The sequence below is a fragment of the Chryseobacterium sp. SIMBA_029 genome, assembly GCF_046535275.1.
GTDB lineage: Bacteria > Bacteroidota > Bacteroidia > Flavobacteriales > Weeksellaceae > Chryseobacterium.
The window spans coordinates 379317-393976 of the sequence record NZ_JAWRXA010000005.1 but is presented as its reverse complement, the minus strand read 5'-3'; the positions used below and the strand labels follow the sequence as shown (position 1 = coordinate 393976).

Below are 14660 nucleotides of genomic sequence, written 5' to 3'. Positions count from 1 at the left end.
GTATGGATATAATTTCGTTAGGCTTTTGCTAGAGTTTCTTTCTTCTTATTTTTATTCATCCAGTAAATCCCAAAGGCACTTAATGCGATGAAAAGTCCGAAGCATAACAGAGAGATCCACTTTCCTTTTTCAATCACTTCAGGTTCAAAAATCATTCTGATGTGATGGCTTCCTGCCGGAACATGTACAGCACGGAGCAGGTAATCTGCTTTGATATAAGGAACTTCTTTTTCGTCAACAAACATTTTCCAGCCATGAGGATAGTAAATCTCAGAAAACACAGCCAGTTGTGGTGTTTTTGATTCTGATTTGAATTCCAATTCATTCGGCTGATATTTGGTCAGATTAATAGATGCCGTAGAATCTGCCTGAACCGTTTTGTTCGTAAAGTAGGTTTTATCTGAAGAAGCAATCACTGCAGTTCTCTTGCTGTCGATCACTCCAATAGATTTAATTTCTTCGTTGGGTGTATTTACAAATTTCAGATCGCTTACAAACCATGCATTTCCGTTAGCTTTAGGATTTGGCATTGCCTGAGGCTGTTCCGGTCCGCCTACTACCCAATATTTTGCATTCAGCAAATTAAGAATGTTAGGAACCTTTACAGAATCCATAACCTGGAAATATTCATTGATAACATCATCATATCTTCTCAGTTTCACGGCGTGGTATCCACCGATCGATGATTTGAAATAAGAGGTATTGGTCTCACTGAATGTCCCTAAAATATTATTAAAAATTCTATAATGGGTTTTATCTTTTTCAGCAATGGTCTCAAGGGTTTTATTAACGTTGACACTTGATAAAATAGACGCCAGATTTGGATTTCCTGCCACTTTTTCAGTCATAAGATCTGAACTTTCCGTCTGGAAAGGATTTTCGGCAAATACTTTATCTACATAATTTTCATCGTTTAAATAACGTTTGTTTACTGTCCACAGATCAAATAAACTTACCGCTCCAATGATAATCAAAGCAATATTCTGACTCAGCTTTTGCTTCATAGCCAGGAATAAAACCGCAGCAGTTATGGCAACATAAATGAATGCTTTGATTGCATCGATTTTAAACAATTTAAACCTTTCATCGGTCAAATAATCCAAGAGGAAAGGAGGGAAGTATAGTTTTTCGTTGTCGGTATAAAAACCAAGCAGCGATTTTCCGAAAATTAAAAGGATCAATACAAATGCTAAAGTTCCGCCACCTGCATACAGAAGGATTTTCTTTTTATATTCTTCCGTAAGTTTTTCATCGGTAAAGAATTTGTACAATCCGATAATGGCAATCAGCGGGAATAACAATTCCACGACTACCAAAATAGAAGATGGTGCTCTAAACTTACTGTAGAAAGGAACATAATCAATGAAAAAATCCGATAAAGGCATAAAGTTGCTTCCCCAGGCCAATAATATGGTTAGAATAGAAGCTCCCAGGATCCAGTAACGGTATTTTTTGGAGGCAAAAAAGAAGCCTAACAGCGCAAGGAAACATACCACGGCACCCTGATAAGCAGGTCCTGAAGTTCCGGGCTGGTCTCCCCAGTAGGTCATTCCGCCGACTCCTTTTGAAATTCTGTCCATTTCAGCCTGTGAGCTCACATTTTCCTGAACCATTTCCTGAACTTTGTTCATCATTTCTTTTCCTTCTGCTTCCTGGCTTCCGCCACCCATTAATCTTGGGATAAAAAGGTTCAGGGTTTCAAGCCTTCCATAACTCCACATTAAGATGCTTCCTTTATCCAGTCCTGATTTGCCTGACGTATGGCTTTCTGTGTCTAGAATCTGTTTTCCACGAACGGTTTCTTTGATGTATTCGGAGTTGGCCATGATCCTTTGAGCGTTCATTCCTACCCCGATGATACAGGCACCTGCAATAATTACTGATGAGATCAGAAAGTGCTTCATTGGCGTTTTCTTAAGGATGGCTCTTATTAATTCAGAAATGAATAAGAATCCTAATGCCAGAAACAGATAATACGTCATCTGCGGGTGGTTGGCAGCAATTTGCAGCCCCATAAACAGGGTTGTAACGATAAATCCAAGAATGTATTTCTTCCGGATATAGACCAGTAAAATTCCGGCCAGCAACGGGGCGAAATATTCAATAGTGTTTACTTTACCATTGTGTCCCGCGGCAATGATAATATAAAAATAGGTGGACAATCCAAAGAAAGTTGCTCCCAGAAGGGCGTACTTCCAATTTCTTACCACGACCATTCCCAACAGGAAAAAACCTGCAAAAAGCAGGAATAGGTAATTAACCGGCCTTGGCAGGAAATTAAGATTGCTGTCAATCTTTTTGATGATATCCCCTTTAAACTGGCTTCCCATCTGATAGGTCGGCATTCCTCCGAACATGGAATCACTCCAATAGGTTTCGTTTCCGGTATCTGCTCTGTAGTCGAGAAGTTCTTTTGCGCCTCCTCTGTACTGAACGATATCATGCTGGAAAAGCTGTTTCCCTGTAAAAACAGGAGTGGAATATAAAAAGGCTAAAACTATAAATACAACGAATGAAATTGCAATATAAATTAAGTTTTTATTTTTCGCCATGCTGGTTATTATCTTTTATTTCTGGGTGTTTTACCTTTTGTCTTTACTTTCTTTTACTTCCTCATAGTCTACCGTTTCTGCGTCCCATTTCAGGTTCGGCTTGGTAGTCTTATTCGAGTTGTGGAGATCCTGCTGCTTGTTATTACTGTTATTGTTGAATCGATAACTGTAAAATGTCTTGAAGAAAATTCTTTTAAGAATATTCCAGACAAAGAAAATAATAATAGCAGAGAGTACCAGTTCAAGAATGTACTTCATAATTTTTTACTTTAAAACTTCAACATTATTTTGCAGAAGGGTTTACCATAACAGAAGAGTTTGAAACGCTTTTCATAGACTGAGTTTGTTTTCCGTCCGAAATGCTTTCAATTTGTGTGGTTTTTACGGTGATATTCTGATTGGTGATCCATCCTGTATTTTGATCAAACTTCACAGTCCCGTTCTGAACAAGCTCGCTGCTCATGCTGTGGGTAATCGGGCCTTGTGCTTTCTTTTCGGTTTTCTTAGGGATCCCTCCGGTTACAGAGATTTCCGCTACACCGTTTCCTACGCTTTTCAACACATAGTTTGACGTTACTTTAATGCTTCCTGTTGGGTCTGCATTTTCAGTATTTGTCCATTTTTCGCCTATTTTAGCTCCTTTTTTAGGGATAATCGTAAGGTTTTTAGAAAATTGGTCTTTCAACACTTTTTCATTGAAACTTTCTTTAAGGCTTGCTACCACACTTTCTTTTTGGTTAGCTTCCTTCACAAGAGTTCCTACCGCTTTGGAAACCTTAGCATAAATGGCGTCGAAACCTGTAATAGAAATTACATTTCCTTTCGTATCCATTTTCATATTAAGTTTGTTCCCGGTAAGAGCTTTGTTGATGTTCCAGATCATTTTAAGATCATCTTCTTTCGGGATAGGAAGTTTGGTATCTACGATAACCGTTTTTCCCTGAGCGGTCTGAGAATTTCTTTTTCCAACAAGATTAAGGGTAAGGTCGTATACGTTTCCTTTGATGTCATCCACCGTGAAATTCATCTCATCGGTAGCCTCGCTGGTTCCGTTGATTGTTTTTCCCTGAGGATCCGTCATCGTCTTCGTATCTCTCTGGTAGGTGGTTAACGGATATGTTTTTCCTTTTTCAAGTTTGAATGTTTGTGTATAAATTCCCAACGAGTCTTTGATAGCCGGGTTTTCTGCTACTTTAGCTACAGAATCAGCCGGAACTTCTACTGTTACGGTTTTTCCTGTTTTAGGATCTACTTTAGTGATGGTCTTTGTTTCTTTTTTACAAGACACCAGTGCAATAGATGATATAAGCATTAATGCTGCTATGTTTTTCATTTGATTTTTTTTTAATTTTTACGACTATTTTTACTATACTTTCTGCGATATCTTACGGTTTCCTTTGTAGTCTTCTTCATTATTATCCTTGTTAGGAATAGCATAAGGCAGAAAATAAAACAGTTATATTATATTTTAAGAAGGAACTGCTGTGATTTTCTGTCTCATTGCCTCATATAAAATGGCACCACATGCTACAGAAACGTTTAATGACTGCGTTTTTCCTTCAATAGGTAATTTTATTTTTTCGTCTGCATGATGAAGTACTTCTTTAGAAATACCGGTTTCCTCATTACCCATTACAATAGCGCAAGGTTCTGTGAAACTCACGTCATAAATCAATTTTTGTGCCTTTTCAGTGGCTGCAAATACGGAAATGCCGCTTTGCTGAAGAAAATCTACCGTGTGGGCAAGATTAGCTTCTTTACAGATTTTGATATTGTAAATAGCTCCTGCAGAAGTTTTTATAGCATCAGAATTAATAGGAGAACCTCCTTTTTCAGGAATAATGATGGCATCTACTCCAACACATTCTGCCGTTCTGCATATTGCTCCGAAATTTCTTACATCGGTAAGTCTGTCCAAAATTAATAGAAATGGCGTTTTCCCCTGCTCAAACAGTTGAGGAACAATATCCTCCACTTTATGAAACGGAACCTCTGAAATAAAAGCCACCACCCCTTGGTGGTTTTTTCTTGTAAAACGGTTTAGTTTTTCAACTGGGACGTAGTTAGGACGTATTTTATGTTTTGATAAACTCGTTTTCAGTTCTGCATAAATCTCACCCTGTAACGCGTTTTGTACAAAGATTTTGTCAATTGTTTTTCCTGCTTCAATAGCTTCTATCACGGGACGAAGTCCGAAAATAAAATCGTCTTTTTTGTTGTCGTTTGTCAAAATTTATTTTTTCTATTGTTAAACTTATTCAAGGCAAGGTGGTTCTTCTACTGTTTTGTATCTGCTTTCAAAACGAGCATCGGTGGTCAGAATATTGGTTATTTTTCTTTCTCCGTCATAAACGCCCCAGATTGCCTGGTTATTGTCTTTTATATCTAAAGTATATTGTATATTTTGCTTTTCTGCGTTTTCCTCATACAACTCAAACGTGTATCTATTTCCTTGTTTTTTAATGTCTTTAATCTCAAAATAGTAGGCGTCCTGTCCAATTGCATGTTCTAATGTATATTTTCCATTCTTGTTCAAAACTATGCTTTGGTTTTGATAATCGCATGGAATATATATAATATATTTTTCATTTTCTTGTGTAAGCATTATCCATTCCTTTGGGAGAGACTGGAAAATTTCTGCAAAATTATCAGTTTTTTTGGTTTCTGCTTGAAGAATTTTTGGTTTTTCACTTACTGGTTTCTGTGAAGGGCTGTCTGTAGTAGATGGTTTGGCAGTGTCATTTTTAGAGTTACAACTTGCAGAGTTCAATAGGAGTAAGCCTAAAAGAAAGAACTGTAAAAAAGAACTTTTCATCATTAACTTTTTAATATTTTTCTCCTAAAATTGCTCTTTTTTGTGCCATAGCATATCCATAATGCAGGCTTTCATGCATGTTGTTAAAGATAATAGCATCCTGAATGCTTTTAAGATCCATCCCAAAACTGGTGGTGTACGGGGTGTAATCTGAAAAGAAGTCGCTGTCATAATCTTTCATTAAGGTCTTTGAAGTTTCCGTTAAAAGAAATTCAAGATCTTCCACTTCAGATTTTTGAACATTTAAGTTAGGCATGGTACCTTTTTTATAGGTTTCAATCCAGTATTTATCAATTCTGAAGGGATTGCCGCTTAGGTAATAGTGCAGCAATTGCTGAGTAGCAACTGTATGGGCAATATTCCAATACATATTATTGTTGAAGCCGTCTGGAATCAGCAGCAGATCTTCATGAGAAGTGTTCTGAAGGATATCCAGCAGGTTTCTTCTTACCTGTCTGTGGGCTTGAAAATGATAATTCATTTTACAAAATTTTAATCACCAAAAATAGTTTAATAAACTGGAAATGACAATTTTTGATTGAAAAATTAAGGTGAAAAATTATTTCCGGTTTTCTGCAAAGGGAATATGTTGTGCAGGCAACCAATTTTTCAGAAATGGAATTTCTTTTTCCTATCCCCCTGTAAGCTTTTAGCAATCATGCTTATTCACAGTATTTACAGATTTTTGCTGGTAGTACGTTAAGATTTTCAAATACAGAGTTGATCATATAAAAAACCTCCTATGAAAATTCAAGAGGAGGTTTATTTATATTTTTAAATGTAAATGCTGGGAGAGCATAGTTTCAATATTGTCAAACTGCTACTAAAGTTTAACTCATGTATTTTCTTTATTTTTTAATAATCTTATGGTTAAAAGTGGTTCCGTCCTTCAAGGCAATCGTTACAAAATAAACTCCTGTTGGATATGCGGAAAGGTCAATCCTGTTTTCTTTATAATTTTCCGATAATTTTTTCCCGTCAACGCTGAAAACTGCCAGTGACATGACATCTACTTTTGATTTTATCGTAACGAAATCAGAGGTTGGGTTAGGGTAAATGCTGACGTCTATCGTCTTAATATCCTTCACATCCAGAGCGGTGCTGCCTTTACCCTGCATATAAACGGATAAATAGACATCTCCCTGCTGTTGGTTAAAAACAGCGGTTGGAATAGTATGTTTCAGGGTATGATTTCCGGCGGTCATAGTAGGTAAGGTAAATCCTCTGATCGGAACAGCATTCCCCGGGCACCAGTTATTCCATGAAGTCCAGTCATCAAATGTTTTTGGAACTGCACCATAGATTCCGTTACCCTGCGTATTGTATATTCTGTAAGGCTCACATGAAGTTCCACCTGGAGTGTAGGTAAGAACCTGTACGTTATCCATATAGGTGTAATTCTGTCTTCTTACATATTCTTCACCACCGCTATTGGCACCATGCGGAGTAGAAATCACGAAAAAGCGTGCATTGGTAACAGGGTTTGATAAGTTGAAATTGACAATTCTCACAGTTTCTCCGGCAACATCAGTGCTGTTGTAGTTATTAAGTCTGTTGTTGCTTAATAAAGGAAGAAGTTGATTATAATCGGTAGACGTGGCTCCCGTATCTGTTGAAAAAAAAGTCAGTGTTCCGGAAAAAACATCGTTCCTGCCAGAGCATCCTGCCACTTCAGTTTGGGCAGCATATGGAACACCGAAAACATCCAGTTCCATATAAAGATCATACGTATTGCGTAACGCTATATCATGAAATACATTATACAGATTACTTAAATTATAGGTATACGGAACCTCCAGTGGAGAACGGTTTTTATTCATAAACGGAGTAATGTACCGGCCTATTTCAATTCTTTTTACGGCAGTGTCATCGATGGTATAGGTGGGCTGGTTTTTAGGAACCATGGCCAGATAGATACTTCCCAGACGATCATAGTTATCACAAAGGGCACCTATTGTTACCCTCATGGCGATTTTTGCTTTAAAAGAATCAAGTTCGGCGTCGGTAAGTTTCCTGGCATATCTGGCATTAGATAGCCTGATAAGGCCCGTAGGGACAGGATTGGATACCGTGGCTGCATAGCCGTCATAATAAGTAGCCTGTGAAATCACATCCATCCTTGATGTGGTTTGTGAATGGGAAAGGCCGGCAAAAAAAAGACTCAGAAAAAATAGCTTTCTATACATATGATCGGTATTTCTCACAAATATATTAAATATAAGTCTAAAGTATTAGCGTATCTCTTTAAAAAATCACATTTAATTGAAATATTAAAAATTTATCATTAAATTAGCCCATTGTTCAACATTAATTTATCAGTAGATGAAAAAAATTTTACTTTTATCTTTGTTATCGGCGGCATCAATGTTTAATGCCCAAATCAATTTAAACATTGGAAGCACAAATGTCGGTACAGCACCCGTAAGTAGTTTTTTTTCGTATTCCTATGTGCAGCAGCTATATCCTAAGCAGGAAATAAATGCCAATGCAGCAGGAAATATCACAGGTCTTGTATTTTATACAGATCCGTCATCTACTATTGGAGATTCTTCAGACTGGACCGTTTATCTGGGGCATACTTCAAAGACGGCTTTTACATCCGGTGCGGATTGGATTCCTGTTTCTCAGCTGACTCAGGTATATGCAGGAAGTGTGACTAAAAATAACAATCGGGTGGAACTTACTTTTACCACACCGTTTGTTTATAATAATACGGATAACTTAGTTGTTGCTGCAAAAGAAAATTCTTCAAGTATTGATATTAATAACTTTGATGAAGCATTTCACGTATATTCGTATACTCCGAATTCAACGCTGTATTATAAAGGAGACCGTGCGGTCGTTGATCCAGCCACTCCTCCCGGAGGAATAAGAGCTGACTACAAATCGGCAATTACATTTTCAGGATTAACAGCCAGTGCTACTCCTTCATGTCCTTTACTCCTTTATCCATTAAACAGTACCCAATTCGTTTCTTTATCTCCGAATATTAAATGGGTTCCTGTTTCCGGGGCAGATTCTTACAAAATTTCATTGGGAACGAGTCCAGGAAGTTCTGATATTATCAATCAGCAAACAGTAACGGCTACTGATTTTTCTCCATCAGCAGTTCTTGCTCCCAATACCAATTACTATTTAAGAGTAGCTGCCGTTTCAGGAAATGCTCAATCTTCAGGCTGTGCAGAGGTCGTTTTTAAGACGATTCCTCCTGTGCCAGTAAATGATGCATGTTCCGGTGCATTAGTAGCATCGGTTTTTCCTTATACCTATACCCAGAGTGATGCAATATCAGCGACCAACAACAATGGATTTATTAATGCATGTCCTGATGCAATGAATGATGGAACCTGGTTTAAATTCGCTGGAGATGGCGGTCAGTATACCGTTAAAATAACGATGCTTGCAGGAAGTGCTTTTGACCCCCAGTTAGACATATATAGCGGAGCGTGTAATAATCTGGTATGTGTGGGTACAGCAGATAGCGGAGGTGCTGCTACTGCAGAAACAATGACCATTACAACTACCGCAGGAATTGATTATTTTGTGAATGTAGGCTCCTATGAAGAAACGCAAGATATGCCGGAAGATACATTTACCATTACCATCACTAAACTGTAATACCTCGGTTTCAAATTTTGATATATAATTTCTCAGTGTACATAATACTGATGCAATGTACTATTAATAAAAAATCTGCACTATCCCTTTTGCAGCCCCAATTGATTTTACCAATTAGGAAGTAAGGCTGTATATGTCGCCAATACCGGAATATTTAACAAACTTTAACTCAAAAATGGCATTAATTGTGTTGACTAATGCAAGTATTTATTAGAAATTTACCAATTATTTTAAATTAAGCTATGCCAGATACATATCAAGCAGAAGACATTCGTCAACTAACGGAGAAAGTAAAGGAAAAGAATTACTTGTTTTCTCTTCTTAGACAGGAAATCAACAAGGTTATTATAGGTCAGGAGTACATGATCGACCGCCTTTTGGTAGGTCTTTTGGGTAACGGCCACGTTCTCCTGGAAGGAGTTCCCGGATTGGCTAAAACATTGGCCATAAAAACATTGGCAGAAGCTGTTCATGGTGATTTTTCGAGGATTCAGTTTACACCGGATCTTCTTCCTGCTGATGTAGTGGGAACCATGATCTTCAATATCAAAGACAATGATTTTTCCATAAAAAAAGGACCCGTATTTGCGAACTTTGTTCTTGCAGATGAGATTAACCGTGCTCCAGCAAAAGTACAGTCAGCATTGCTAGAGGTGATGCAGGAAAAGCAGGTGACCATTGGGGACGAGACGATGAAGCTTCCTAAACCCTTTTTGGTGCTGGCAACACAGAACCCGATCGATCAGGAAGGAACTTATCTTCTGCCTGAAGCTCAGAGTGACCGTTTCATGCTGAAATGTACGATCGATTACCCGAAATTTGAAGATGAGAGAACCGTCATGAGAATGGTTTCCACGTCCCATCAACCGGTGATCAATCCTGTGATTACCCTTAAGGATATTGTAGAAGCAAAAGAGCTGATCAACCAGATTTATCTGGATGAAAAGATTGAAAAATATATTCTGGATATGGTTTTTGCCACCCGTTACCCTGAAAACTACGGACTTTCTGAGCTTAAAAACTATATCAGTTTCGGAGCTTCTCCGAGAGCATCCATCAACTTAGCGATTGCTTCAAGAGCGTACGCCTTTTTAAGAGGAAGAGCATTTGTTGTGCCTGAAGATGTAAAAGAGTTGGCTAAAGATGTGTTAAGACACAGAATAGGTTTAACATTCGAGGCAGAAGCAGAAGAAATTACAACAGAGGAAATCGTCAACAGGATTTTAGCAAAAATTCAGGCACCATAATGAGTGAAGTTACCATCAGAAAAGCAGTTGAAAATGATTGTGCCCCAATGTTGGCGCTAATCAAAGAATTGGCTGAATATGAAAAAGCGTTGCATGAAGTTACTTTAACACTAGGTGAATTTATTGAAGACGGCTTTGGTACATCACCCGTTTGGGGAGCATTTGTAGCAGAATTTGATGGAGAAATTGTAGGGATTTCATTGTATTATGACCGGTATTCAACATGGAAAGGAAGACGATTGTATCTGGAGGATCTGGTTGTAACAGAAAGACTGAGAGGAAAGCAGATCGGTAAGAATTTATTTGATGCGACCCTGGAATATGGCAAATCAAACCAATACAGCGGAATGGTTTTTCAGGTATTGAACTGGAATGAGCCCGCGATTAATTTTTACAGAAAATACAGTCCAAAATTCGATGATGAATGGTTTAATGTATCGATTGAATTTAAAGAGTAAAATAACTAAAAGGCAAGAGCCAAAAACTAACAACCAACAACTGTCAACCAACAATGCAGATTAAAGATATTGTAAAAAAAGTAAAGCAGATAGAAATCCGGACTCGTAAGAAGACGGAAGCTTCTCTGATGGGACAATATCACAGTGCTTTTAAAGGACAGGGAATGACTTTTTCGGAAGTGCGGCCTTACCAGTTTGGCGACGAGATCAGAAGGATCGACTGGAACAAAACAGCCCGCTTTAGGGAACCGTTTGTAAAAGTAATGGAGGAGGAGAGGGAGCTGACGATGATGATCCTGGTGGATATTTCAGCTTCGATGGATTATGGCACAAAAAACCAGCTGAAAAGAGAATATGTTGCAGAAATTGCAGCGAGTTTAGGTTTTTCAGCAGCGGGGAATAATGATAAAGTGGGATTGATTTTATTTGCTGATAAAGTATATAAAGTGATTCCACCGCAAAAAGGAAGAAAACATATTCTTTCGATCATCAGCAATATTTTAACGGCGGATTATGTTCCGGCCGTTTCTCAAATTGACAAAGCACTGGAATATATGATGGGAGTTTTCAAAAGGAAATCACTGGTTTTTCTTCTTTCAGATTTTGAAGATGCCTATGATTCCAAAATACTCCGTGTTGCTTCAAAAAAGCACCAGATGCTGGGAATGAGGATTTATGATGAAAAAGATAATGAGATTCCTGATGTGGGATATGCTCTTCTTTATGATGCGGAAACTGGAAAACAGGTTTGGGCCAATACATCCAATGCAAGATGGAGGTATACTTTTGCAGAGGCCCAGAAGCAGAAAGTAAGAACGTTGGAAGAAGATTTTGCCAACAGTTCGGCAAGTTTTATGAATGTGAATACCGGTGAGGATTATTCCAAACTGCTCTATAATTATTTTCAGAAGAAATAATTGATAACAGCGGTCATCCGTATACAAACAGGCGTCAGCCAAAAATTATTATTGTTTGAAATTGAAAAAAATACTTTTAATACTGTCTTTTTTTATCTGTGCTAATGCATTTTCACAGATACTTTCTTCACAACTGGAGAAGAATACGATTGCTTTGGGAGAGATGAATCATCTCATTATAAGGATTGATAATCTCGACAGGCGACCGGTTACTTCAGCACCCAAAAATGAGTTGCTGCCTTTTCATTTTGAAGAAGTAAAAGACAGCATCGGGGAAAATTACATCACGTACGAAAGGAAGATTGAGTTTTCCGTGTATGATGAAGGGAAATTCACCATTCCGGAGCTGGAATTCAATGTTGGAGGCAAGATTTTAAAGACAATTCCCTATGAAATTGAGGTCATTAATACCGCTCAAAAGGCAGATCAGATTAATGATATCATGAATAATAAACAGGTAAAGCTTGAAGCAAAAGATTACTGGGAACTGTACAAATGGTATGTTTTAGCAGCATTATCACTGATTGCGTTAATTATTGCGATTATCATGTTTGTAAAATGGGGAAGAAAATCAAAAAGCGACCCTGTTATTGCCACCAACCAGACTTTAAAAGAATTGGATTCTTTAAAAAAGAAAAAATACATCGAAGGAGGAGATTACCGTTCGTTCTATGTTGAATTGATCGATATTTCCAGAAAATTCATCAGTAAGCAATATCAGCTGCCTGCCGATGTTCTCCTTACCGATGATCTGATTCACTTAATGAAAAAAAATAATACGATTTCTCAGGAAAACGAAAAAATAGTAGAGGATGTATTTTTAAGAGGAGATTTGGTGAAATTTGCCAAAAGTTTCCCGGATCAATCCGCTATGGAGAAAGACTTTACAGATATCCGTGAGTTTGTAAAGCGTTCATCAAAAGATTTGGAATTCGAAAACTTAAGAAAGGATGCTTGATTTTGATTTTGAATTTTACAGCCCCTGGTTTTTACTGCTTTTCCTGCTGTTTATTCCGCTCTTCATTAAAGATGCAGGAAAACAGAAGAAGAAAGGCATAAAAGTTCCCACCGTACAGAATATGGAGGGAAGTGGAGGTATTCAGGCGGTGCTTATCCTGTTGAAGGTATCCAAGTATATTATTCTTTCGGCTCTTATTATCGCTATGGCGAGACCAAGAACTTTTACCATTTCCCAGAACAGAGACGATACCAAAGGTGTTGACATTATGCTGTCGATAGACGTTTCCCTCAGTATGCTTGCCAAGGATCTTACGCCGGACCGTATTACCGCATTGAAGGATATTGCGGTGAAATTTGTACAGAAACGTCCCAATGACAGGATAGGAGTTGTTGCTTATGCCGCAGAAGCATTTACCAAAGTACCCGTTACCTCAGATCACCAGGTAGTTATTGATGAAATTAAAAACCTCAATTCAGCAGGTCTTGAGCCCGGTACAGCAATTGGAGAAGGACTTTCTGTAGCTGTGAACCACTTGATTAAAAGTAAAGCAAAAAGCAAGGTGGTGATCTTAATGACGGATGGAGTAAGCAATATTCAGAATGCGATCCCTCCTCAGATTGCTGCAGAACTTGCAAAAAATAATGATATTAAAGTCTATGCGATAGGAATCGGAACCAATGGATATGCGCTGATGCCTACGCAACAGGATATTTTTGGAGACCTTATCTTTACGGAAAGTGAAGTAACGATTGATGAAAATACACTGCGTGAAATTGCACAGACTACCGGTGGAAAGTATTTCAGAGCGACTTCTAACAGCAGCTTGGAAGAAGTATATGACGAGATCAATCAATTGGAAAAATCAGATGTAAAGGTTTCTAAGCTTTATAACTATGATGAATATTTTAAAATTTTCCTTTGGATAGCATTAGGAATGCTGCTTTTCGACGCAATATTAAGATGGGTGTTTTATAAATTTTTAAGCTGATGAATTGGTCTCTAGGAAATTACTGGTATGTATTGTTACTGTTGCTTCTGCCGCTGTTAGGATTTCTTTTGGTCCGTTTCCTGAAATGGAAAAACAGGAAAAGGGAGATTTTTGCAGACAGCCAGTTTCATGAAAGCTTATTTGAAAAAAAATCAGGATTTACGAAGTTTTTTCCGGCTTTATATCTTCTTGCAACGCTATTCTTAATATTTTCAATTATTGATCTGTTAAGCGGTTCAGAAGAAGTGAAAACCAAGCAAAGATTGAATAATGTTATTTTCATGCTCGATGTCTCCAATTCTATGAATGCGGAAGATATTGATCCAAGCCGTCTTTTGGAAGCAAAAAATGTCATGATCAATACGATGCAGAAAATGAAGAATGACAAAATCGGAATTGTAATTTTTGCGGGACAGGCTACTTCTATTATGCCCTTAACTACAGATTACAGTTCTGCAGAAACTTATGTAAGCGCAGTGGAAACCAATTCTATGCAGATTCAGGGAACGGATTTCCTCAAAGGAATGCAGGCGGCTGTAGAGAAATTTAAAAATGTAGATAAAGGATCAAGAAAAGTGGTGCTGTTAAGTGACGGAGAAGATAACGAAGGAAATGACAATGCAGCAATCCGATTGGCCAATAAAGAAGGAATAACCATTAATTCAGTTGGAATAGGCTCTGATGAAGGGGCTCCCGTTCCCGAATATGTCTACGGACAGCTCATGGGTTATAAAACCGATAGGAACGGAGAAACAGTGATCTCTAAAAGACAGACGGAAGCGCTTAAGAAAATGGCAGGATCCACCGGAGGAGAATATATCGATGGCAACAATGTGAATGAAGCGCCCAATAAGATTATTGATGCGGTTAACAGAAAATCGTCTTCCTCTGAAACATTGGTAGAGTCACAAAACGCCAATCACTATTATCAGTACTTTCTGGGAGTATCTATCTTCTTTTTCTTTTTGATTTTTATCTTAAATCCCAAAAGAGACTTTAATGTGTAACTTCCGGTCTTATTTTTCAAAAATTTGAATCGATACTTTAACCGAACTTTAACAAATACAAGTCTGTTTATTAACATATAAAGGAATAATTTTGCAC

At 37.8% G+C, this 14660-nt stretch carries 14 protein-coding genes; 7 read left to right on the top strand and 7 right to left on the bottom strand.

What is annotated here, in order from left to right:
- Positions 1–17: 17 nt before the first annotated feature.
- The 7 genes from SB679_RS11740 to SB679_RS11710 form a co-directional block, all read right to left on the bottom strand.
- Complete coding sequence (locus SB679_RS11740) at positions 18–2552, bottom strand: YfhO family protein (protein ID WP_410702487.1); 2535 nt, start codon at positions 2550–2552, stop codon at positions 18–20.
- A gap of 30 nt (positions 2553–2582) precedes the next feature.
- Positions 2583–2810 (bottom strand): hypothetical protein, encoded by a 228-nt coding sequence (locus tag SB679_RS11735; RefSeq protein ID WP_410702486.1) that lies wholly within the window; start codon positions 2808–2810, stop codon positions 2583–2585.
- Between the two features lie 25 nt (positions 2811–2835).
- A complete protein-coding gene (locus SB679_RS11730; protein ID WP_410702485.1) occupies positions 2836–3885 on the bottom strand; it encodes a DUF6263 family protein in 1050 nt (349 codons plus the stop codon).
- Between the two features lie 135 nt (positions 3886–4020).
- Positions 4021–4782 (bottom strand): 23S rRNA (guanosine(2251)-2'-O)-methyltransferase RlmB, encoded by a 762-nt coding sequence (gene rlmB / locus SB679_RS11725; protein ID WP_410702484.1) that lies wholly within the window; start codon positions 4780–4782, stop codon positions 4021–4023.
- A 24-nt stretch (positions 4783–4806) separates the two neighbouring features.
- Entirely contained in the window at positions 4807–5370 is a 564-nt protein-coding gene (locus tag SB679_RS11720) for a hypothetical protein (protein ID WP_410702483.1), read from the bottom strand.
- A 7-nt stretch (positions 5371–5377) separates the two neighbouring features.
- Positions 5378–5848: a DinB family protein gene (locus SB679_RS11715; RefSeq protein WP_034710198.1), complete on the bottom strand. Its 471-nt coding sequence runs from the start codon at positions 5846–5848 to the stop codon at positions 5378–5380.
- A gap of 367 nt (positions 5849–6215) precedes the next feature.
- The gene (locus tag SB679_RS11710) at positions 6216–7553 is read right to left on the bottom strand and encodes a peptide-N-glycosidase F-related protein (protein ID WP_410702482.1); all 1338 of its coding nucleotides are present in this window, start codon (positions 7551–7553) and stop codon (positions 6216–6218) included.
- A gap of 136 nt (positions 7554–7689) precedes the next feature.
- Between SB679_RS11710 and SB679_RS11705 the strand changes: the two genes are divergently transcribed.
- From SB679_RS11705 to SB679_RS11675, 7 genes are all read left to right on the top strand, one after another.
- On the top strand, positions 7690–8985 hold the full coding sequence (locus SB679_RS11705) for a hypothetical protein (RefSeq protein WP_410702481.1): 1296 nt from the start codon (positions 7690–7692) through the stop codon (positions 8983–8985).
- A 242-nt stretch (positions 8986–9227) separates the two neighbouring features.
- Positions 9228–10232 carry an AAA family ATPase gene (locus SB679_RS11700; RefSeq protein ID WP_034710200.1) on the top strand — a complete coding sequence of 335 codons (1005 nt, stop codon included), beginning with the start codon at positions 9228–9230 and terminating at the stop codon, positions 10230–10232.
- Positions 10232–10690, top strand: a complete 459-nt coding sequence (locus SB679_RS11695; protein WP_410702480.1) for a GNAT family N-acetyltransferase — start codon at positions 10232–10234, stop codon at positions 10688–10690. The genes SB679_RS11700 and SB679_RS11695 overlap by 1 nt, the downstream gene beginning before the upstream one ends.
- A gap of 53 nt (positions 10691–10743) precedes the next feature.
- Positions 10744–11607, top strand: coding sequence for a DUF58 domain-containing protein (locus tag SB679_RS11690; RefSeq protein ID WP_410702479.1), 864 nt, complete (start codon positions 10744–10746; stop codon positions 11605–11607).
- A 61-nt stretch (positions 11608–11668) separates the two neighbouring features.
- Positions 11669–12565, top strand: coding sequence for a BatD family protein (locus SB679_RS11685; protein ID WP_410702477.1), 897 nt, complete (start codon positions 11669–11671; stop codon positions 12563–12565).
- The gene (locus tag SB679_RS11680) at positions 12558–13556 is read left to right on the top strand and encodes a VWA domain-containing protein (RefSeq protein WP_410702475.1); all 999 of its coding nucleotides are present in this window, start codon (positions 12558–12560) and stop codon (positions 13554–13556) included. Before SB679_RS11685 ends, SB679_RS11680 begins: the two co-directional genes overlap by 8 nt.
- Positions 13556–14563, top strand: coding sequence for a vWA domain-containing protein (locus SB679_RS11675; protein ID WP_410702474.1), 1008 nt, complete (start codon positions 13556–13558; stop codon positions 14561–14563). Before SB679_RS11680 ends, SB679_RS11675 begins: the two co-directional genes overlap by 1 nt.
- Positions 14564–14660: the final 97 nt, after the last annotated feature.